Consider the following 20,754-nt stretch of genomic DNA (forward strand, 5'->3'; position numbering starts at 1 on the left):
AGCGTTGTTGATGTTCGCGTGCCCGTGCCCGGGGCGCTTCCCTCGCCCGCCGACCGACGTTAGGATCTCCTCATGGAGAAGGGGCCCGGGGTGCGCGATCGGCGGGTCGACATCAACATCGAGTTCGACGCGCTGGGTAAGCTCCTGTCGGAGTACGTGACCAACGTGTCTCGCTCGGGCGCCTTCATTCACACGCGCGACGCCTGGCCCGTGGGCACCCGGTTGCGGTTGCGCTTCACGGTGCTTGCGGAGGATCCCGAGATCCTCGAAGGGGCCGCCACCGTGGTGCGCGTGTCAGAGGCCCCACCGGGCATGGGCGTGGTTTTCATGGACCTCACCCCGGCTTCACGGGCTCTCATTGCCCGGCTGGTGTCCCGGGGGACGCCCCGTCGACCCCGGGCGCCTGGCTGAGGCCAAGCCCCGTGCTAGAGTGCGCCCGCTTTGATTGACGCCCAGGAGGCCCTCGAGCGGCTACGCGAAGGCAACAAGAGGTTCGTTTCGAATCTGAGGAGTCTCGAATCGATGCTGAGCTACACCCGGCGCGCCGAGATGGCCTCGCGCCAGGAGCCTTTCGCCATCGTGCTCGGCTGCTCGGACTCTCGCGTGCCGTTGGAGATGGTGTTCGATCAGGGCCTGGGTGACCTGTTCGTGATTCGCGTGGCGGGCAACATCGTGGCCCCCTCCCAGGTGGGCAGCGTGGAGTTCGCGGCGAGCCGCTTTGGCAGTCGTCTCGTGGTGGTGCTGGGCCACACGCAGTGCGGGGCCATCAGCGCCACCCTGGAAGAGCTGGAAGGCGCGGAGCCCTCGGCTTCGCGGAACCTGCGGTCCATCGTGGACCGGGTCAGACCCGCCTTGGAGCCACTCGTGGAATCGGAACTCGCTGCCGACCGTGAGGCCCTGCTTCACCTCGCCGTCCGCGCCAACGTGCGCATGGCGGCCAACCAATTGCGCCACGGTTCGGCCCTGCTCGAGCAGCTCGCGCAGGACGGCCTCACGGTGGTGGGCGCCGAGTACGATCTGGCGACGGGTGAGGTGGAGTTCTTCGACGGGCCCGTCCACGGCAGCTCGTCGGCCGCCTCAAGGCCCTAAGCCCACCCACGTTGCGCCGTCGGCGCCGATCTCTTTTTTCCAGATCGGCACGCGCTCTTTGAGGCGGTCGATGACGGCCCGGCAGGCGTCGAAGGCCTCGGCGCGATGAGGGGCCGACACGGCGATCACCACGGCCAACTCTCCCACGCCCAGGGCGCCGAGGCGGTGGTGAACGGCCACGCGTGTCCCCGGCCACTCGGCCTGGACCTCGTCGGCCAGTGCCGTCATCACCTGGATCGCCATGGGCACGAAGGCCTCGTACTCGAGTCTCACCACCTGCGCGTGGTGGCCGTGGTCGCGCACCGTGCCCGTGAAGGTGACCAGCCCCCCCTGCCCGGGGCTTTGAACGGCTGCGACCACCTCGTCAAGTGACAGGGGGTGCGTCTCGATCGCCACCCGGCGGGGATCGGCGCCTCCGGCGACCGGCGGCAGCAGCGCCACTTCGTCGTCGGCCCGCAGGCGGGTGGCGCGCGGCACGACCTTACGGTTCACGGCCACCGAAAGGTGGGGCAGAAGCCCGACGAGGGCCGGATGCCGGTGCGCGAGTGCGGCCAGAAGGTCTTCGACCGACAGCCCTTCGGCGACGTCGAGCTGCTCTTCATCGAGCCGCACGCGCTCGCGCAACACCGCGAAATACAAGACCTGGACCTTCACGAGGGCGGGTCTTAGCAGACCCACGCTCCAAACGGCACGCGTGTCCACAAAGTGTCCACAGGAAAAACCAAGGAATCCTAGTGCGATAGAAATTTTGCATTGACGGACCGAGGTGACTAGATTCATTTTCGTCGCTGCGTCACCTACATCGCGCACATAAAACCACAGAAACCCCCATCCGACCGACGCGAGGCAGATCCGGTGAGCCCCAACATCCGACGCCCTGACGAGCCGCCCCCCATGGTGAATAATCGATTGGTGAGCCAACGCGGACCCGAACGCTCTGCGGGCACGGCCGCCCGCGCCGCGGCCCGCCGCCAGGCGAGCGCGGCGGACGACAGCGCCGGCGCGTCGCCCAGCCAGCTGCGGCGCCGTCCGGCCCGCCGTGCACCGGCGCGCGAGGTGCGCATCGAACCGGCGCGCTCTCCCGAGGAGACCCGCCTCGAGCAGCTCGTGGGAGGCCACATGCCGCCGGGGAAAGCGCTCGAGCTGCGGCTCACGGACAACCGCTACACGATGATCACGGTGCGGCGCCGGACCGATGGGTACGGTGTGAGGGTGCACAGGATGTTCGCGGCAGCCGACGTGCGCGTCACGCGGCATCTGGCCCGGTACATCGTGCACAACGATCCCCGCGCCTCTTTGGCCCTGGGGGACTTCATTCGTGACAACGACAGCGTCATCAAGGACCAGCCCCGCCGGCGGCGGCCCCTCAAGGTGCGGACCCAGGGCAAGGTGCACGACCTGCAGAAGATCTTCGACGAGCTCAACGAGGCCCACTTTCGAGGCAAAATACGTGCGCGCATCACCTGGGGAACGGCCCCACGCCGGGAGGGGCGCCGACGTTCGATCAAGATGGGCAGCTACGCGGTGGAGGATCGGGTGATCCGCATCCATCCGGCCTTGGACAACGAGGCCGTGCCTGCATACTTCGTGGCCTGGATCGTGTTCCACGAGATGTTGCACGACAAGCATGGGGCCGTGGAAAAAGGCGGCCGCCGCTGTTACCACACGCCTGCCTTCATGGCGGAGGAGCGCTCCTTTCCGGAGTACGAAAAAGCTCACGCCTGGGAAAAGTCGAACATTCAATCGCTGCTCGCCGGCTGAGGGCCTGAAGGCGCCCCGGGCGCCGTTGCCAAATTGGCAGGTTCCGCGAGGAGCCGGCGGACGGATTGTCGCTCGTCGCTGGCCCCCGCCGGGGCTCTCCCCCAAATTGGCGGTGTTTTCGTGCCTGGCCCGGCGCATCGACGCTTGGAACGGATGATGCTAAGTCGCAGGCCACACCATGCGTCGCCTTGGATCCCTCAACGCTCTCCGGTGCCTGGGCTTGCTGCGTCTCGGCGTCCTGCGCTTGGGCCGCTCGCCGCTCGGCCTTCTGTGTCTGTTTCTCGCGGCGGGCTGCGGCCACGCCGCCACGCTGCCGGGCACGACGGTGCCTGACACGCCCGAGAACCGCGCGATCCTCGAGACCGTGGAGGAGTACCGGACCCGGCTTCTCGAGCGCAATCTGGACGGGCTGCTGCTGTTGGCCTCGAAGACCTACTTCGAGGACTCGGGCACGCCCCAGGCGGACGACGACTACGGGTACGAAGGCCTGCGGCAGATTCTCCAGAAACGGCTCGGGCGTCTCAAAAGCCTTCGCTACCAGGTCCGTTACAAGACGGTGAAGCGTCAGGGGAACCGGGCCGATGTGGAGGTCCTCATCGACGGCTCCTTCGAACTGGCGGCGGAGGTGGGCGATCAGTACCGCCGGGTTACGGACTTCCATCGCTTCGTGCTCGAGAAGAGCGACCAAGGCAAATGGAAGTTCCTGAGCGGGATGTAAGCGCCGTGGGGGGGACGCGGGGCGCGGGGGCCTTTCGTCACAGCCGCGCTTTGCTGCTGGCCGCGTCGTTGTCGTTTTGGGGAGCGGGCTGTGCAGGGCAAAAGCAGGTGGTCACGCCCAGCTACGTTCTCGAGGTGCCTGGTTTTTGGGAGGTCGAGCAGGCGAGCACCGGTGCGGACGTGCCCACCAAGGTGCGGATCGGGCAGTTTGGGGATGCGGTGATCGATCAAGGCGCTGGGGCCCAGACGCCCGTGGCACGCAACTACGAGGCGCGCACGGCGGACGTGCACGTGTGGATCTACACGTGGCCGGCGGGGCCGAGCCGCGGGGCCCCGCGCGAGCAGGTGTTCGAGAAGCTTGCGCCGTTGCCGCTCTTTGCACTGACGGAACATCTCGTGCTTCCCGAACAGCCCCTCGAGTGTGACCGGTACCCACGGAGCTACCGCCTGGCAGGGCAGACGCTCGAGCCTTTCGACCGGGTCAAGCGCCCTGGTTTTCGGACCGTGCTTCTGGGCGGGCAGTTTCACGACCTGCTTCTGGGCGTCGTGGCGCGTGTCGAGTTCGAGCCGGACATGGCGCGCTATTGCCACAACCTGCGGAACCTGCAGGTTCAGCTGCAAAACCTGCTCGACAGCATGAGCCTGGGAGCCCCCCATCCCGCGCCCGCGACGGGGCCTGCGTCGTTCTGATCCGCCCGGGCCCGTGGCCGAGACTTTCCCTTCGGGACCAATCTGGGGTAGGAATCGCTCATGAAGCGCGCGGTTCTGGCAGCTCTTTTGGGGATCTTCTGGGTCGACTTGGGCGCGAGGGCCCGCGCGCAGAGCCCCGCCGCGCCCGCAGGCCCATCCGCGGCGGCCGAAGCGGCGCAGCCCCCGCGCGCCGGAACCGATTGGACCGCCACCACCAGCGCCCGGCGCTCGCCGGCCGGCACCTTCGAGGCGCTGCTGGCCGAGGCTCTGCCGTCCGTCGATCTCGAGACGCTGATTGCGCCGTTTCTCGAGACCTGCAGCGAAGCGCGCCGCGAACTCGACAAAGCGCGGTGCCGGGGGAGCGTGGCGTTTTTGCGCCAAACCATGCCCGCGCACACCTACGCCCAGATCGTCACCGACCCGGATGCGGTCACCGTGTCCGACTATGACGCCCGCGTGAAGGGCTTTCGGATCGGCGCCGTGGGGTGTTTGGCGTGCAAGCAGCCGGTCGCGCCCGGCAAAGGGCAAACCAAGCGGCTCGTGACCCTGAGCAAGCCGGACAAGTCGGCCCGTTCGCTTGCGGCCGCGCTCGAGGTGGCCCAGGCGTCGCTGACTTTCAACGACATCGTGGAATCGCGCACGTGGCTGGCTCAGGTTCGTCCACACCTACGGGCCCAGTTTGTCTTCGAGCCGAGCGACCAAGAGTGGACCTTCGGTCCAAGCCGCGGGCTGGCGTTCAATCTGCTGGGGGCGCGCATCTTCAATCACTGCACGGGCGAAGTGCTGTATTCACAGCCACCCTCCGAGGCTCCGGCAGACAAGTACAGCGAGGGCAATGAGTGTGGGGAAGACGTCTCCGCTGCGTCGGGGGCCGCTTCCACGCTGCCGGACAAGCTCGACGCTGCGGAGATCTCGCGGGCGATGTTGGCGGTACGGCCTGACATCGACGCTTGCCACAAGCAATTTTCCCTCCGCGGGCGTGCCGACATCGACGTGACCGTGAGCGGCAGCACGGGGGTTCCCCTCGGGGTGGTGCTGCGGGGAAGTCTCGAGGGCACTTTGGTAGGTCAGTGCCTCAAGGACGCGGTTCGCAAGGCGCGTTTCCCGCGGTTTCAGCGGGAGACCCAGGCGTTCAGCTATCCCGTGCTTTTCGATCGTCAGTAGCGGCGGCCGTACCAAGCTCGAAGCGCATCAAGCGGACCTCGAGCCCTCCGTTCCAAAGGCGGTGCGAGAACGCGGGGCGCACCGTGAGCGTGCGGGCGAAGAGCGGGTCGGGAACGAGCACCACGGCGGCCCACCCCCAGACCCGGTGCAGCGCAAGAGCAAGGTCGCGGGCTACGTCATCGTGCCCGCTCGTCCCTCGGTCCAGCCGCTCGCCGTAAGGTGGGTTGGTGCAGAGGGTCCCCTGCGGGGCTGGGGCGGTGAGGCGCGACAGAGCAGCCGTTTCGACTTGTAGATCGCCCAGCACGCCGGCAGCGGCCGCGTTCTCGCGTAACGCCTCGAGGGCTGCGGGGTCGTGGTCACGCACCCAGATGGGCGCGGGCGCACGAGGCAACACGGCGGCGCGGGCTGCCTCTTTCATGCTCGTCCACTCACTGCGCATCGTGAGCGAGGGCCAGCGCTCGAAGCCGAAGCTGCGATCCAGTCCTGGGGCCTTGTGGCGTGCCCTCAGCGCGTGTTCGATCGCCAGGGTGCCGGAGCCCGCCATGGGATCCAGGAAGGGCGCCTCGGGGCTCACGTTGCCGAGGGCCAGCACCGAGGCCGCGAGGGTCTCTTTCAGGGGCGCTTCGGTCATGGACACGCGGTAGCCGCGCCGATGCAGGGGTGCGCCCGCGAGATCCAAAAACAGGCGGCCCTGCGTGCCATTGACGTGCAAGGCCACTTGAAGGTCCGGGTCGCGGGGATCGACGTTCGGGCGCCGGCCGAGCTGCACCCGCAGCCTATCGACGATCGCATCCTTGGCCTTGAGCGCCGCAAACTGTGAGTTCGTGAAGGCGGCCGAGCCGCTGACCTGCGCACGCACCGCGAAGGTGTGGTCCGCTCCCAGGTGGTCCTGCCAGGGAAGCTCGTACACCGCTTCGTAGAGGGACTCGGCCGACGAGGCGTCGAAGGCCGCGAGCTCGAGCAGCACCCGCATGGCCGTACGGGCATGCAAACAAATGCGCATGCCCTCCTCGAAGGTCCCGCGAAAGAACACACCTGCGCGTGCGCCCTTGGGCCCGCGGATGCGGAGGTTGACGAGCTCACGCCGCAGGGCACCCTCGGCGCCGGGCTCGCAGGTGACGAAAAAGGGATGGAGCGTGGGCGGCACGAGTCCCACCGGGGAGCGCAGAGCGGGGCGGGGCCCGTCAGGCCTGTGAGGCAGAGCGGGCCGCAGCGTTCACGCGGGCCTCGGCCCACGCGCGGCGCAGCTGCAGAGCTTGGTGATCACCACCAAAGTCGCCCTTCCAGTCAGTCAGCTGTTTTTCAGTCTCCGCGAGCTCTCCCGCGGCCGCCTCGCGGTTGATTCCGCTCGACCGCGTGGCCTGGGCCACGAGAACCAGGACCTGCTCGCCCTTGGGCGTTTGAGCCACCTCGAGCAGCCCGTCGCTCACGGCGAACACTCGTTCACCCTCCCGCGTCCGGTAGGTCAGCACGCCCGGACGCAGGGCGGAGAGGAAGGGAATGTGACCCGGCAAGATGCCGAACTCGCCGAGGGAACCCGGCGCGATCACCTCATCGACCTCCGTGTCGATGAGGGAGCCGCGGGGTGTGGTGATGGAAAGGCGCATGCTCGGCGTTCCTCTTTGGGTGAAGGCCCGGCTCAGCTTTCTTTGGCCATCTGGGCGGCGCGCTCGCGGACGTCCTCGATAGCGCCCTGCATGTAGAACGCCTGCTCGGGCAGGTCGTCGCACTTGCCGTCGACGATCTCCTTGAAGCTCCGCACGGTGTCCTTGACCTCCACGTACTTTCCGGGGGCTCCGGTGAACGCTTCGGCCACGAAGAAGGGCTGCGACAGGAACTTTTGGATCTTGCGCGCGCGGGACACCGTCAGCCGATCATCTTCCGACAGCTCGTCCATACCCAAGATCGCGATGATGTCCTGAAGCTCCTTGTATCGCTGCAAGATCTGCTGCACCTGGCGCGCCACCCGGTAGTGCTCTTCCCCCACGACGGCCTGGGTCAAGATGGTGCTGGTCGAGTCGAGCGGATCCACGGCAGGGTAGATCCCGAGCTCGGAGATCTGGCGCGAAAGCACCGTGGTCGCGTCGAGGTGGGCGAAGGCCGTGGCGGGCGCGGGATCGGTCAAGTCGTCGGCGGGCACGTAGATGGCTTGCACCGAGGTGATCGAGCCCTTGTCGGTCGAGGTGATGCGCTCCTGCAGGCCACCCATTTCGGTGGCGAGGGTGGGCTGGTAACCCACCGCGGAGGGGATGCGGCCGAGGAGCGCGGACACCTCGGAGCCGGCCTGGGTGAAGCGAAAGATGTTGTCGATGAAGAGAAGAACGTCCTGGCCCTCTTCGTCGCGGAAGTACTCGGCCGCGGTGAGCGCCGAGAGGGCGACGCGCGCGCGTGCGCCCGGGGGCTCGTTCATCTGCCCGTAGACCAGCGCCGTCTTCGAGAGCACGGAGCTGCCGTCAGAGAGCTTGGATTCGGACATCTCGTTGTAGAGGTCGCGGCCTTCGCGGGTGCGCTCGCCCACGCCGCCGAAGACAGAGAAGCCACCGTGCTTTTTGGCCACGTTGTTGATGAGCTCGAGCATGGTGACGGTCTTGCCGACGCCGGCGCCACCGAACAGGCCGATCTTGCCGCCGCGACGGTAAGGAGCGAGAAGGTCGATGACCTTGATGCCCGTCTCGAACATCTCTACCTTGACCGATTGGTTCACGAAGGCGGGCGCGGGGCGGTGGATGGGCAGCGTCTTCGTGGCCTTGACGGGGCCTGCTTCGTCCACGGGGCGACCGACGACATTCAGAATACGCCCCAGGATTTCGCGGCCCACGGGCATCGCGATGGGGCCACCTGTGTTGCGGACGTCCATGCCGCGGACCAATCCGTCGGTGGTGTCCATGGCGATGCAGCGAACCGTGCGCTCACCCAGGTGCTGGGCGACCTCGACCACGAGGTTGTCTGCCGTTGCGTCGATCGACGGGTTCGTGATCGTGAGCGCCGTGTTGATCTCGGGCAGGTCGATGGACTCGAAGGCCACGTCGACCACCGGTCCGATGACCTGAACAATCTTTCCACTCTGGTTCGTCTGCATCGCTGGTTTCCTCTTGTCGCGAGGTCGGTTATCCGTTCAAAGCTTCTGCGCCACCTACGATTTCCATCAGCTCTTTGGTGATGGCCGCCTGGCGTGCGCGGTTGTATTCGAGCGTCAGGCGTTCGATGGCCGCCTTGGCGTTGTTGGTGGCGCTCTCCATCGCGGTCATGCGGGCCCCAAACTCCGATGCCACAGACTCGAGCAACGCACGGTGAATGCGCGACTCGAGGTAAAGCGGCATCATGGTCGAGAGCAGCTCGTCCTTCGACGGCTCGTAGGTAAAGTCGATGAGGCTCTCTTCGGGGAACTCGCTCAGGTCGACGGGAAGCAGGGTTTCGATGGCCACTTTCTGCGACACCGCCGATTTGAACTCGTTGTAGACGATCCGGACGCCGTCGATGCGGTCGTTGAGGAAGTCGTCCGTGACACTGAGGCCAAGCTCCTTGGCGCGCGCAAGGGCTGCTTCACCCGCGGCCGCAGGAAGCTGGGCCGCCGGCGTGTAGCCGCGTCTCCGAAAGAAGTCACGACCCTTGCGGCCCACGACGAAGAGCTTGAACTCGTCCACTTGGCCCGAAGCCTTTTGCTCTTCCATGAAGCGTACGGCCGCTCGGCAGACCGTGGCATTGAAGCCGCCGCATAGACCGCGGTCGGACGTGAGCACGATGAGCGCCAAGCGGCGCTGCTCGCGACGCTGGAGCATGGGGTGAGAGGCGCTTCCGGCCCGCAGGGCCACCTGCGCCACGGCCTCGGCCAAGGCGTGGGCGTAGGGGCGCGCGGCGACGATGTCGTCCTGCGCGCGGCGGAGTTTGGCCGCCGCCACCAGCTTCATGGCGCGCGTGATCTTCTGGGTCGACTTGACCGAGGCGATCCGGCGGCGGACGGCTTTGAGGGAAGGCATGGCGCTTTAGGCCTTGAGGTCGGGGGCGAACTGCTTGCCGAACTCGCCGAGCACCTTGCGCATGGCCTGCACGAGCTCGTCGTATTGTTTGCCGTTTTTGCCCTTCTCACGAAGGTCGGTCCACAGCTGGGGGTGGCTGCTGTCGACGAAGGCGTAAAGCTCCGATTCGTAGCGGCGCACCACCGACACCGGCAAGGCGTCGACGTAGCCGTTCGTGGCGGCGAAAATGATGAGCACCTGCCGTTCGACGGGCAGCGGCTCGTACTGACCCTGCTTGAGCAACTCGGTGAGGCGGGCGCCGCGGTTGAGCTGCTGCTGCGTGGCCTTGTCGAGGTCCGAACCGAACTGAGCGAAGGCCGCGAGTTCGCGGTACTGGGCCAGCTCGAGACGGAGCTTGCCGGCCACCTTCTTCATGGCGGCGATCTGGGCGGCGCCGCCGACGCGAGACACCGAGATGCCCACGTTCAGCGCGGGACGCTGGCCCGAGTAGAACAGATCGCTTTCGAGGTAGATCTGACCGTCGGTGATCGAGATGACGTTCGTGGGGATGTACGCCGAAACGTCGCCCGCCTGCGTCTCGATGATGGGCAACGCGGTGAGTGACCCAGCGCCAAGCTCGTCCGACACCTTGCAGGCGCGCTCGAGGAGGCGGCTGTGCAGGTAAAACACGTCGCCCGGATAAGCTTCGCGGCCGGGCGGGCGGCGCAGCAGCAGGGAGAGCTGACGATAGGCAACAGCCTGCTTCGACAAATCGTCATAAACGATGAGGCCGTGGCGGCCGCTGTCGCGGTAGTACTCCGCCATGGCTACGCCCGTATAGGGCGCGAGGAACTGCAACGGGGCGGACTCGGAGGCCGTGGCGGCGATGATGGTGGTGTAGGCCATCGCGCCGTGCTCGCGGAGCTTCTCCACCACCGAGGCTACCGTGGATTGCTTCTGTCCGATGGCCACGTAGAAGCAGTGAACGTCCTGGCCTTTTTGATTGATGATCGTGTCGATCGCCACGGCGGTCTTGCCGGTCTGGCGGTCACCGATGATGAGCTCGCGCTGCCCGCGGCCGATCGGGATCATGGCGTCGATGGCCTTCAGGCCCGTTTGCATCGGCTCGTGCACCGGCTTACGGGCGATCACGCCCGGCGCCTTCAGCTCGATCTTGCGGAATTCTTTGGTGTCGAGCGGGCCCTTTCCGTCGATCGGCTCGCCGAGCGCATTGACCACGCGGCCGATGAGTGCGTCACCCACGGGCACCTGGGCGATCTTGCCCGTGCGCTTGACCGTGGCGCCTTCTCGAATCTTCTGGAACTCGCCGAGGAGGGCGCAGCCCACGTTGTCCTCTTCGAGGTTCAAAACCAAGCCCACCACGCCGTGTCCGAAGTCGAGCAGCTCGCCCGCCATGGCGTTTTCCAGGCCGTAGACACGGGCAATGCCGTCACCGGTTTCCAGCACCGTGCCGGTTTCGGTCACCTCGACCTTTTGGTCGAAGTTCTCGATCTCTTTGCGGATGATCTGGCTTATCTCTTCGGCGCGAATTTGCATCGGAGCGTTCCTGTTCGTGTGGCTAGTTCAAAATTTTGCGGGAGAGGGTTTCGAGGCGGCTTCGCAGACTCCCGTCCAACACCAGATCACCCACGTGCGCCACCACGCCCCCGAGGATTTCGGGATCCACCGAGGTCTCGAGCAGCACCTGCTTGCCCGTGCGCGCCTCGAGCGCGGCGCGGATTTCGTCGAGGGCCGCACTGTCGAGTGGGGTCGCCGAAACGACGCGTCCGCGGACGCGACCAAGACGCTCGTCGGTAAGACGCTGATAGGCCGAAGCCACGCGAGGCAGCTCGATGATGCGCCTGCGCTCGAGCAAGAGCCGCACGAAGCGCCGCACCTCGGAGCTCGCCCCCACGGGCGGCAAGAGGGCGCCCAAAATGCCGTCCAAAATGGCGCGTTTCTCGGAGTCCTTCACCACGGGGTTGGCCATGGCGTTGCGGAGCTCCTCGGAGCCGGCGAACACCTCGGCCAAGAGGCCGAGCTCGCGGCCGTAGGCCTCGAACTGCCCGTTGTCACATCCGAGTGAGAACAGGGCGCGTGCGTAGCGCCGCGAAACCGATCCAGCCAGGGCGGCCATCAGGCGCTCCTCTTTTCAGAGCCCGCCTGAACGTCGCTCACGAAGGCGCTGACGAGGCGCTGTTGGTCAGCGCCGTTGATCGAACGGCGCAACACGTCTTCGGCGATCCGCGCGGCAGCGCGTGCCACTTCCGCCCTGAAGCCCAGCTCGGCTTGCTTGACCTGTTGATCGAGGAGGAAGCGTGTTTCTTCCTCGATGCGCTTGGCCCGCTCTTCTGCGGCCGCGACCAGACGTTGCCTCTCGGCCTCGGCGGAGTCTTTCATCGACTGCCGCAGCTGGGTGATCTCGGCCTCGAGGTTCGACAGCCGGACCTCCTGGGCCTTCAGCTTGGCCTCGGCGTCGTTGCGCAGGCGCTCGGCCTCTTCCAGGTCGACCTTCATCTTTTCGTGCCGGGACCCGAGCGCTTTGTTCAGCGCTCCGCCCGCGTACTTGACGAGGATGAAGAGCAGCACGCCGAAGTTGAAGAGCTGCAAGGCCAGGGTCTTGCCGTCGATGGCGTGGCCTCCACCGTGGTGTTCGGCCCCCTCGGACTCGACGCCGAAGGCGAGGGCCGGGAACGTGACCACCAGGACGGGCAGCACCAAAAGCGCCGCCCGCGTCGCTCCGTTTCGGATTCGGCTCATGATACGCTCCGTCCCAAGATGCGGGCGGCGGCATCCTTGCCCAGCGCCTCGGCTCGTTCTTGCAGGTTTGCGCGCTGGGCGGCCAGGGCTTCTTCCAGCTTGACCTTGGCCTCGGCGAGCGCCCTTTGGGCTTTTCCGTGCGCTTCGGCGAGCAGCGTTTGCTCGCGTGCCTGGGCTTCAGCGCGGGCCACGGCCAGTGCGCCCGCGCCTTCACGGCGGGCCGCGATCAACTCTTGATCCACCTTGGCGAGCCGGGCTTCGGCGTCCGCGGTCATCCGCTCGGCTTGGGCGCGGTAACCGTCCACCCGCGTGCTGCGCTCTGCCCTGATCCTTATATAGGGCCGCCAGAGGACGGGCGTCAGCACAGCCAGCAGGACCAGGAACAGCCCCAGCATCACGAACGCTGTGCCGTCGATGTCGAGCAGCTGTGACTCCTCGGCGTGAGGGGCCGCGGCCAGCGCAGACAACACACTCGAGCTCAGGCCCGTGGTGAGGCCTGATAGACTCGACGAAAGGTAAGACACTCCGGAAAGTAGGGCGGAATTCATGGCGGTAAAGCCCGGGGCCTCGCGTACCAAATCCCGCTGTGAGCGTCAAGCAGAGCCGGTCGAGACCTGGGTAGTCCGAGCGCGCGTAAGGTCGCACAACCGGCCTGGCATCGCCAGCCCATTCGGCGCGCGCGTGACGATTCGGCATCACCCTCTTCCCGCGCGGCCCCAGGCCTGACCTGGTGCTGAGCTCGGTGGGTGAAACGCGTCGCGCGATCCCGTCGTGTGCCGAGGTCTACGGCTGCGCTTCGTTTCGGCCACGCAACGGCCTGCAGAACTTTCGCGCTCAGGACTTCAGTGTTTCTTGGCGCCAGGGCGAGATGCTCGCGGTCTCGGCGGGCTCGGCTGCGACGGATTGGCTCGCGACGTGCGCCGCTGCCGCGATCGCCGCCTGGAGCCGCTGCGCGTCCGCCGGGGGAGGTGGCGTGAGCGCGGCCTTGTTTTTCTCGATGAAGCCGGTGTCGTAAGCGCCCGCGATGAAGTCATCGTTCACCATCACCAGGCGGTGGAATGCCAGGTTCGTTTTGATGCCCCCCACGTGGTACTCGTCGAGCGCCCGCCGCATGCGGGCGATGGCCTCGGCTCGATCCGTGCCCCAGGTGCAGAGCTTCGAGATCATGGGATCGTAGTAAACGGAGATGGTGCTGCCGGAGGTCACGCCCGAGTCGTCGCGGACGCCCGGCCCGGAGGGCACCGACAAGTCCGTAATGGTGCCGGGGGAGGGCAGAAACTTCACGGGATCCTCCGCATACACCCGGCACTCGATGGCAGCACCCCGGCGGGGGATCTGATCTTGGGTGAGGGGGAGCGGCTTGCCCATCGCGACCTCGAGCTGCCACCTCACCAAGTCGAGGCCCGTCACCAGCTCGGTGACCGGGTGCTCGACTTGAAGGCGTGTGTTCATCTCCAGAAAATAAAAGTGCCGGGTGTCTGCATCGAAGAGCATCTCGACCGTGCCGGCGCCGACGTAGGCCACGGACTTCGCCGCGGCAACCGCGACGGCGCCCATCTTCTGCCGCGTCTCTTCGTCGAGCGCAGGGGAGGGCGATTCTTCGATGACCTTTTGGTTGCGGCGCTGGACCGAGCAATCTCGTTCATAGAGGTGCACCACGTGGCCCTGGTGGTCACCGAAGACCTGGATCTCGATGTGACGGGCGCGCAGGATCGCCTTCTCCAGGTAAACTGCATCGTCACCAAACGCCGCCTTGGATTCGCGCTGGGCCGCTGCCAGCGCGGCCTCGAGCTTGTCTTCGCTCGGCACGAGCCGCATGCCCCGTCCACCCCCACCCGCGGCGGCCTTCAACATCACGGGATAGCCGATGCGGGCGGCGGCCTCGAGCGCCTGTGCCGGTGTCTCGAAGCCCCGGCCGTGCGGGCCGTTGTCGCCGGGCACGACAGGCACTCCGGCCGCTTGCATGACCGCCCGCGCCGAGGTTTTGCCGCCCATCGAACGAATGGCAGCCGGCGAGGGACCGATGAAGATGATGCCGGCCTCGGCGCAGGCCTCGGCGAAGTCGGCGTTTTCGGAGAGGAAGCCGTAGCCAGGATGAATGGCATCCGCCCCCGTCTGCCGAGCGGCGGCGATGATCTTGTCGGCCCGCAGGTAGCTTTCCCGCGCCGGGGCGGGGCCAATGGGTACCGCCTCGTCCGCCTGGCCCACGAACACGGCTTGCGCGTCGGCCTCCGAGTACACGGCCACCGTGGCGATACCCATGTCGCGGCACCCGCGGATCACCCGGCAAGCAATTTCGCCGCGGTTGGCGATGAGCACCTTTTTGATCGTCTTGTGTGAGGACATGGTGGCTCCTAAAGCTTATCGCCAGATCGCAGGCGCGGCGAGGGGAGGACCGGATGAGCGACGCCGCGCCTTTTGTTTAGATGGCCGAGATCCAGAGACCTGTGCTCAAATGGTGGGGACGGTCCCCTTGTCTCGGGGGCCGGCGGGAGTTCGGCGTGATGGATGCAACTCAAGTTCTCGAGCGTCTCCAAGCGAAAGCCAAACCAAGCGTCGCGAAGACCTACCGGCGCCATGGCGTGTTCGAGCCCTGCTTCGGCGTGAGCTACGCCGACCTTGCGGCGCTCGTGAAAACCCTGGGCGTCGACCACGCCCTCGCGCGGCAGCTGTGGGCCTCGGGCAACCACGATGCGCGCGTGCTGGCCACCAAGCTGGCCGATCCGGGAGAGATGGATGCCGGTGAGCTCGAAACCTGGGTGTTGGCCGCGGGCAACTCCCTCATCACGGACGCGCTGGCGGGACTTGCGGCCCGCATGCTGGCCGCCAAACCGCTGGCTTTGGCCTGGATCGATGATCCGGGTGAGTGGGTGTCGTCGGTGGGCTGGGGGGTGTTGAGTTTGCTGGCGTTCGAGGGGCGCCTGCGCGCTCCCGAAGCGTCGTCCCTGCTCGCGCGGGTGCGCAAGGGCATCGGGGGAGCGCCCAACCGCACCCGTCACGCCATGAACATGGCCCTCATCGCCATCGGGGGGACCATGGACGGGCTGCGAGACGAGGCCCTCAAGGTGGCGCGGGACGTTTCGCCGGTGCGTGTGGACCACGGGCACACCGGCTGTGCGACCCCCGACGCCGAGCCCTACATCCTGCGTATGGCGGCTCGGGCGCGCCCCGCGCGACCCACCGGACCCAATAAGGCGGCAAAAAAGGCCTCCAAGCGGGGGGCGAAAAAAGCCCGCAAGCCGGCGGCGAAGAAAGCGCCCAAGCCCGCGCGGGGCAGGTAGGCGCCTGGCGGGGGGGACCTCCGCCTCCCGGCGGATGCCGCCGGTTTACAACCCGGAAGGCTGCCCGTCGCCCCGGAACTCGGCGGCGGCCTCGAGTCCTGCGTCCGTCCTGACGACCACGTTCACCTTCGTGAGGTGGTCTCGGCTTTGGGTCGTGTGCCCGCGCCGCTCCAGATTGCGTACCACGTCGCTTGGAACCTGCGGCTCGTAGACCAAGGTGCCAGGCATCCACTGATGGTGAATCCGAGGTGAGGCCGACGCTGCCTGGGCGTCCATCCCGAAGTCGAGCACGTTCAGCAGCACCTGGAGCGTGCCGCTGATGATCGTGGGCCCACCGGCGCCGCCCACGGCCATCCGCACACCGCGGTCGTCGAACACCAGGGTGGGTGACATGGACGACAGGGGCCGTTTGCGCGGGGCCACGGCGTTCTTCTCCGTCCCGAGAAGCCGGAAGGCATTCTCCACACCGGGCTTGATCGCGAAGTCGTCCATCTCGTTGTTGAGCACCACGCCGAAGCGGTCGGTGACGATGTGCGAACCGAACCACAGGTTAATCGTGGTGGTCAACGCCACGGCGTTCCCCTCGTCGTCGATGACCGAAAGGTGCGCCGTGCCGCCATCGTCGGCTGCGCGCGGATCATCGCCTGGCATCCCGTAGGCGTCTGCGGCAAGCACGCCGTCGGGTTTGAACCGCTTGGCCAGCTGCAGGTGGTAGGCAGGTGAGAGCAGCTTGTCGAGGGGCACCTCGACGAAGTCGGTATCACCCAGGTGCCGGGCCCGATCGGCGAAGCCGTGTTTGAGCGCCTCGGCCACGGCGTGCAAGTACGCCGACGAGCCGGCCTCGAGTCGTTTCGGGTCGGGCAAAACGTGCGCGAGGATGCCCAGCGCCGTGGCAATGACGATGCCACCAGACGAGGGCGGCGGCATGGTGACCACGCGGTGGCCGCGGTAGTTCACCTCGAGGGGCTCGCGCGCCGTGACGTCGTAGGTCTTCAGATCCTCGAGGGTCATCACCCCCTGCGCCTGCTGAACGGCGTTCACGATGTCTTCGGCAATGGGACCCTCGTAAAAGGCGCGGGGGCCCTGCTGGGCAAGCACCCCAAGCGTACGGCCCAGCGTGGGACGGCGAAGGACGTCGCCGGGTTTGACGTCCGCGGCCTTGCCCTTGAAGGCGAAGACCTTCGTGATCATCGGATCGTCCTTCATGACCTGGCTCACCATCCATGCGACCTGCGGTGTTGCAGGGACGCCGCGGGCCAGACGCTCGGCGGGTGCCACGCAGCGGGAGAAGGGCAGTTTGCCCCAGCGTGCGACCATGTCGGCCAAGCCCTTCACCTCGCCCGGCACGGCCACGGCCAGGCCGTGTTGTCGCGAGAGCGCGGGATCCGGCTTGCCGTCGCGGTAGAAGAGCTGCGGCGAGACGCGGGCGGGGGCGCGCTCGCGGAAATCCAACACGTGAACTTGCTTCGGCTTGGCGAGATAAACCAGCGCGAAGCCACCGCCACCGATGCCCGAGCCGTGAGGGTTCACCACGCCGAGGGCCAAGGCCGTGGCGCACGCGGCGTCGATCGCGTTGCCGCCCCCGCGCAGGAGGGCTGTGCCCGCCTGCGAGGCAGCGGGGTGATCCGAGGCGACGGCGCCCTGCTTGGCCCGCAAAGGTGCGGGTGTGGCACCCCACGCCCGCGTGCCTGCACCTACGATGACCAGCAGCCCGAAGAGGCGTGCGCCAAGGCCAGTGCCCCGCTTCGCTTCGCGTACATGCCTCATGTGCGTTCGATCCCGTCGTGTGCGGTTGCCCTCACCGTTTTCACGACGCCCGAGCGGCTGCGCGGTTTCCGTCGTGCGAGGCGCGGCGTAGTATTGTTGAACCGCCATGCCCTTGGGCGTATACCAGGGGCCGGGCGCGCGGGTCAGGGAAAACCGCTCGGCAAAACGATTCATGGCTCAACCCCCTTCTGGTTCTAGTAGCTCACCTGGTGATGGCTCGCGGTTGGCGCTGCGGATCAAGTTTCGCAGTGAAAACCTCGAGAGCTTCGTCGAGCGCTACGGCGCCGATGTGAGCCCGGGTGGCATTTTCATCCGCTCGCGCCAGCCCTTGACCGTGGGCACCAAGGTGTCATTCACGCTTTCGCTCCTCAATGGCATTCCGGTCCTGGTGGGTGAGGGCACCGTGGCGTGGTCCCGTCAGCCCGAAGGCGATCGGCCGGGGGGCAACCCGGGCATGGGCATTCGCTTCGACCTGCTCAACGACGAAAGTCGGATGAAGCTGAACCGCATCCTCGAGGCCAAAACCGCCCACGACAAGGCGGGCAAACCCTCGGTGAGGGGCCCCACGCCGATTCCCGAAGACCCCGGTGTGCCCGTTTCGGCCGCGGCCTTGACGGCGGCGGCGAGCGAAGCCACGGCCAAGGTGCGTTTGACCACCGACGGACGCATCGTCAGGGATCTTCCGGCCCCTGCCGAGGCGCCGGCTTCGCGACCGCGCTCGATCTCTCCAGGTTTCGGCGATGCCGAGCCCACCCGTCTCACCGCGCCGCCGGTCGAAGCTTTGCGCAGGTCCACGCCCCCTTCGGGCGCGCCCGTCGACAAGGGCTTTGGCCCCTCGGCGACCCTGGCGGGTCCTGGAACTCCGTCCACCCAAGGCGGAGAGGCGATTCGTCCCCCGCCGGCCCAGGCGCGGGAGGTGAAGCGCTCGCCCACACCGGTCTTCGGTGCACCTCGTCCCCGCCCCGCGGGGGGCGGCGGCTTTGCTTCCACGGTGGCCTTTGGCGCCGAAGCCACCCGCGCGCGCCCGGGCACGCCGGCCCTGCCCGGCGAACCCACGCGCGGCGGCGTCACGCCCGGACCCGACCTGCTGCTCCGCGCCACGCCGCCCCCGGTGGCCGTGGCCAGCCCTTCTTCCGTGTTTTCCCGTCCCACTCCCGTCCCCTCGGGTCCGATCACCACGGGCCGCAGTGGTCCGGTGGTCAACCGCCCCACCGGCACGCGGCCCGCGGAACCTGGCACGTCCGCGCTGCCGAAGGTTGGCGGTGCGGGTGCGTGGTCGTCCGACCAGACGGAGATCGTCGAAGACGTGCCGAACTTCGATGACCTCGACGACAAGAGCGCCCGGGCTCACGAGCCCCCGGGCGCGGGTTCGGTCTCGGGCGAGCCGGCAGGCGCCTCGCCGCAGACGAGCGAGACGGGGATGCCCGCGCTCACGAACCTCTTCGAGGACGAAATGCTGCCAGGTCTTGGCGATGCAGCGCCCTTGGTGAGCGGTCCCGATGCGGGGACCGCGTTTGGCGTGGTCGAGTCGACGGGTCGGGGCCGAGGGGCGTCACCGGCAGGACCCGCACCCGGGACCAGCATGGTGGCCCGAAGGGCCGAGCTGACGGAACCAGGAACGCGCCGGCGCCGCGGGGTATTGTGGATGGTGCTGGGTGCGGTGGCCGTGGGAGCTGCGGTGTTCACGTTCGTGGAACTGAGCGGGCCCGGGGGCACGCGCGAAGTGACCCCCGTGGCCGTGCCGACGCCTGAGCCCGTGGTCGAGGCGCCCTCCGAGGCCCCTGTGGCCGAGGCGCCCCCAACGCCCGAGGAGACGCCCGCGCCGGCGGACCCGAAGCCTTCGCCCAAGCTGGCGGTGGCGGAAGACCCCGCCCCCAAGCCCCAGGTGGAAAAGCCGGCCCCGCGGGCGCCCGCGAAGCCCGTGCGGGAGGCCCCCCGCGCCGCAGGCACCGTGGTCTCGTCGGCCCCCATCATCGATGACACACTGGACGAGCCGGCGGGAGAAACCGCGGGCGACGAAGCCACTGCGATCCGCTGGCTGCGCGTGCGCTCGGTGCCGGCGGGCGCCGAAGTGTTCATCGACGGGGAGTCCGAGGGGCAAACGCCGTTTCAGCGCCGCATCTTCGACGCCACCCGCCCCTACGCCCTGTCCGTGCGCAAGGAAGGCTACGAACCCTACGAGCGGCTGCTCAGCAGCTCGGATCCTTGGGTGAAAGCCCGGGGTGAGTTCATCTTGACCGTCACCGTCAAACTGCGCCGTGTGGCCCCGGTTCCGGCCGAGGGAACGCCGGCGCCGGTCGAGGGCGAGCCCGCTCCCTCTGCCCCACCGGCCCCTGCGCTCTAGGCTGTGTGGGTCTTGGGATACGGGGTGCACAGGGGCAGGGGGGCGAAAGGGCGGGGGCCGTGGGGGCTCGGCATGCTGGGCCTTCTCCTTTTGTGTGGGGGCTGCAAAAAGCCCCAGGCCTCGGCCACGCGAGAGCAGGCCCAGGCGCCCACGCGGCTGGCCCGCATCGACACGCACATGCACATCGATCCGCGTGCGATCGAACGCACGTTGGCCCTGATGGACCGCTGGGGCATCGACGGGGCGGTGAACCTTTCGGGCATGTCGCCAGGGCCGCCGCGTTTTGCGCTGGAGACGCAGCTCGAAGCGGCGGCGCAGGCGAAGGGGCGCATCGCGGTGTTCGCCACACCGGCGATCACGGCCATCTTGCGCCAGTTTCCCGAAGCTTATGGCACGGTGATGGCGGAGCAGCTGGCGGAGGCGAAGCGGCTCGGGGCGATGGGGCTCAAGATCACGAAGGGGCTGGGGCTGGGCTATCCCACGCCCGACGGCAAGGGGCTGCTGGCGGTGGACGATCCGGGGCTGGACCCGCTTTTCGATAAGGCGGGGGAGCTGGGCATGCCCGTGGCGATCCACACGGGCGATCCGCAGGCGTTCTGGAGAAAGCCAGACCAGGACAACGAGCGGCTCGACGAGTTGATGGCGCACCCCCAGTGGTCGCTCTACGGCGAGCCCGTGGCGTCGTGGGAGGCGCTGTTCGCGGCGTTCGAGCGGCGGGTGGCGCGGCACCCGAAAACGACGTTCATCGGCGTGCACTTTGGCAACGCGCCCGAGGAGCCGCAGCGGGTGGCCGCGATGCTCGACAAGTACCCGAACTACGTGGTGGACACGGCGGCACGGGTGCCCGAGCTCGGCCGCCACGACGCGGAGACGATGCGGGCGTTTTTCATCAAGTACCAGGACCGGATTCTGTTCGCGACAGACACGGGGGTGGGGGAGACGCAGGCCGAGATGATGTACGGTTCGACGGGCGCCGAGCCCGCCACCGCGGCCGACGAGGTGCGCTTTTTCACGTCGACGTACCGTTACTTCGAGTCGAGGGACAAGCAGTTCGAGCACCCCACGGCCATTCAGGGGCGCTGGAAAATCGATGGGCTGGGGCTGCCGGCGGACGTGCTGCGCAAGCTCTACTTCGAAAACGCCGCCCGGGTGCTCAGGTGGCGGCCGCCCGTGGCGGCAGGCCCGTGAGGGGGCGCTCTCAAGCCCGCGACATCATGGAGGTTCG

The 20,754-nt window shown here is 67.5% G+C and carries 20 protein-coding genes; 9 read left to right on the plus strand and 11 right to left on the minus strand.

What is annotated here, in order from left to right; all coding sequences use genetic code 11:
• The first annotated feature begins 72 nt into the window (after positions 1-72).
• A complete protein-coding gene (locus KA712_04385; GenBank protein ID MCG5052177.1) occupies positions 73-411 on the plus strand; it encodes a PilZ domain-containing protein in 339 nt (112 codons plus the stop codon).
• A gap of 111 nt (positions 412-522) precedes the next feature.
• Positions 523-1,089 (plus strand): carbonic anhydrase, encoded by a 567-nt coding sequence (locus KA712_04390; protein ID MCG5052178.1) that lies wholly within the window; start codon positions 523-525, stop codon positions 1,087-1,089.
• Here the strand turns inward: KA712_04390 and KA712_04395 are convergent.
• Positions 1,078-1,869, minus strand: coding sequence for a molybdenum cofactor biosynthesis protein MoaE (locus tag KA712_04395; GenBank protein MCG5052179.1), 792 nt, complete (start codon positions 1,867-1,869; stop codon positions 1,078-1,080). The two genes, KA712_04390 and KA712_04395, sit on opposite strands and share 12 nt — an antisense overlap.
• A gap of 114 nt (positions 1,870-1,983) precedes the next feature.
• Here KA712_04395 and KA712_04400 point away from each other — a divergent pair, with 114 nt between their 5' ends.
• The 4 genes from KA712_04400 to KA712_04415 all read left to right on the plus strand — a co-directional run bounded on the left by KA712_04400 (position 1,984) and on the right by KA712_04415 (position 5,421).
• Positions 1,984-2,850 carry a hypothetical protein gene (locus tag KA712_04400; protein ID MCG5052180.1) on the plus strand — a complete coding sequence of 289 codons (867 nt, stop codon included), beginning with the start codon at positions 1,984-1,986 and terminating at the stop codon, positions 2,848-2,850.
• 178 nt (positions 2,851-3,028) lie between these two features.
• A complete protein-coding gene (locus KA712_04405) occupies positions 3,029-3,568 on the plus strand; it encodes a hypothetical protein (GenBank protein ID MCG5052181.1) in 540 nt (179 codons plus the stop codon).
• A complete protein-coding gene (locus KA712_04410) occupies positions 3,544-4,257 on the plus strand; it encodes a hypothetical protein (protein MCG5052182.1) in 714 nt (237 codons plus the stop codon). The genes KA712_04405 and KA712_04410 overlap by 25 nt, the downstream gene beginning before the upstream one ends.
• Positions 4,258-4,317: 60 nt before the next feature.
• The gene (locus tag KA712_04415) at positions 4,318-5,421 is read left to right on the plus strand and encodes a hypothetical protein (protein ID MCG5052183.1); all 1,104 of its coding nucleotides are present in this window, start codon (positions 4,318-4,320) and stop codon (positions 5,419-5,421) included.
• Here the strand turns inward: KA712_04415 and KA712_04420 are convergent.
• The 9 genes from KA712_04420 to accC form a co-directional block, all read right to left on the minus strand.
• Positions 5,390-6,568: an RNA methyltransferase gene (locus KA712_04420; GenBank protein ID MCG5052184.1), complete on the minus strand. Its 1,179-nt coding sequence runs from the start codon at positions 6,566-6,568 to the stop codon at positions 5,390-5,392. The two genes, KA712_04415 and KA712_04420, sit on opposite strands and share 32 nt — an antisense overlap.
• A gap of 37 nt (positions 6,569-6,605) precedes the next feature.
• Positions 6,606-7,028 carry an ATP synthase F1 subunit epsilon gene (atpC, locus tag KA712_04425; GenBank protein MCG5052185.1) on the minus strand — a complete coding sequence of 141 codons (423 nt, stop codon included), beginning with the start codon at positions 7,026-7,028 and terminating at the stop codon, positions 6,606-6,608.
• 32 nt (positions 7,029-7,060) lie between these two features.
• Positions 7,061-8,500 carry a F0F1 ATP synthase subunit beta gene (gene atpD, locus KA712_04430; protein MCG5052186.1) on the minus strand — a complete coding sequence of 480 codons (1,440 nt, stop codon included), beginning with the start codon at positions 8,498-8,500 and terminating at the stop codon, positions 7,061-7,063.
• A 28-nt stretch (positions 8,501-8,528) separates the two neighbouring features.
• On the minus strand, positions 8,529-9,398 hold the full coding sequence (atpG, locus tag KA712_04435; GenBank protein ID MCG5052187.1) for an ATP synthase F1 subunit gamma: 870 nt from the start codon (positions 9,396-9,398) through the stop codon (positions 8,529-8,531).
• A gap of 6 nt (positions 9,399-9,404) precedes the next feature.
• Positions 9,405-10,934: a F0F1 ATP synthase subunit alpha gene (gene atpA / locus KA712_04440; GenBank protein MCG5052188.1), complete on the minus strand. Its 1,530-nt coding sequence runs from the start codon at positions 10,932-10,934 to the stop codon at positions 9,405-9,407.
• 22 nt (positions 10,935-10,956) lie between these two features.
• On the minus strand, positions 10,957-11,514 hold the full coding sequence (gene atpH, locus KA712_04445) for an ATP synthase F1 subunit delta (protein ID MCG5052189.1): 558 nt from the start codon (positions 11,512-11,514) through the stop codon (positions 10,957-10,959).
• Positions 11,514-12,137, minus strand: a complete 624-nt coding sequence (locus tag KA712_04450; protein ID MCG5052190.1) for an ATP synthase F0 subunit B — start codon at positions 12,135-12,137, stop codon at positions 11,514-11,516. Before KA712_04450 ends, atpH begins: the two co-directional genes overlap by 1 nt.
• Complete coding sequence (locus KA712_04455; protein MCG5052191.1) at positions 12,134-12,685, minus strand: hypothetical protein; 552 nt, start codon at positions 12,683-12,685, stop codon at positions 12,134-12,136. The genes KA712_04450 and KA712_04455 overlap by 4 nt, the downstream gene beginning before the upstream one ends.
• Before the next feature lie 286 nt (positions 12,686-12,971).
• The gene (accC, locus tag KA712_04460; protein MCG5052192.1) at positions 12,972-14,483 is read right to left on the minus strand and encodes an acetyl-CoA carboxylase biotin carboxylase subunit; all 1,512 of its coding nucleotides are present in this window, start codon (positions 14,481-14,483) and stop codon (positions 12,972-12,974) included.
• A 158-nt stretch (positions 14,484-14,641) separates the two neighbouring features.
• On the opposite strand from accC, the gene KA712_04465 reads away from it, so the two are divergent.
• Positions 14,642-15,418: a DNA alkylation repair protein gene (locus KA712_04465; GenBank protein MCG5052193.1), complete on the plus strand. Its 777-nt coding sequence runs from the start codon at positions 14,642-14,644 to the stop codon at positions 15,416-15,418.
• 45 nt (positions 15,419-15,463) lie between these two features.
• Here the strand turns inward: KA712_04465 and ggt are convergent, their stop codons facing one another.
• Positions 15,464-17,359, minus strand: coding sequence for a gamma-glutamyltransferase (gene ggt / locus KA712_04470; protein ID MCG5052194.1), 1,896 nt, complete (start codon positions 17,357-17,359; stop codon positions 15,464-15,466).
• Here ggt and KA712_04475 point away from each other — a divergent pair.
• Together KA712_04475 and KA712_04480 are read left to right on the plus strand one after the other, a co-directional pair.
• Positions 17,358-19,529 (plus strand): TIGR02266 family protein, encoded by a 2,172-nt coding sequence (locus tag KA712_04475; GenBank protein MCG5052195.1) that lies wholly within the window; start codon positions 17,358-17,360, stop codon positions 19,527-19,529. The two genes, ggt and KA712_04475, sit on opposite strands and share 2 nt — an antisense overlap.
• 72 nt (positions 19,530-19,601) lie before the next feature.
• Complete coding sequence (locus KA712_04480) at positions 19,602-20,717, plus strand: amidohydrolase (protein ID MCG5052196.1); 1,116 nt, start codon at positions 19,602-19,604, stop codon at positions 20,715-20,717.
• Positions 20,718-20,754: the final 37 nt, after the last annotated feature.

The organism is Myxococcales bacterium (assembly GCA_022184915.1).
Lineage (GTDB): Bacteria > Myxococcota_A > Polyangia > Fen-1088 > Fen-1088 > JAGTJU01.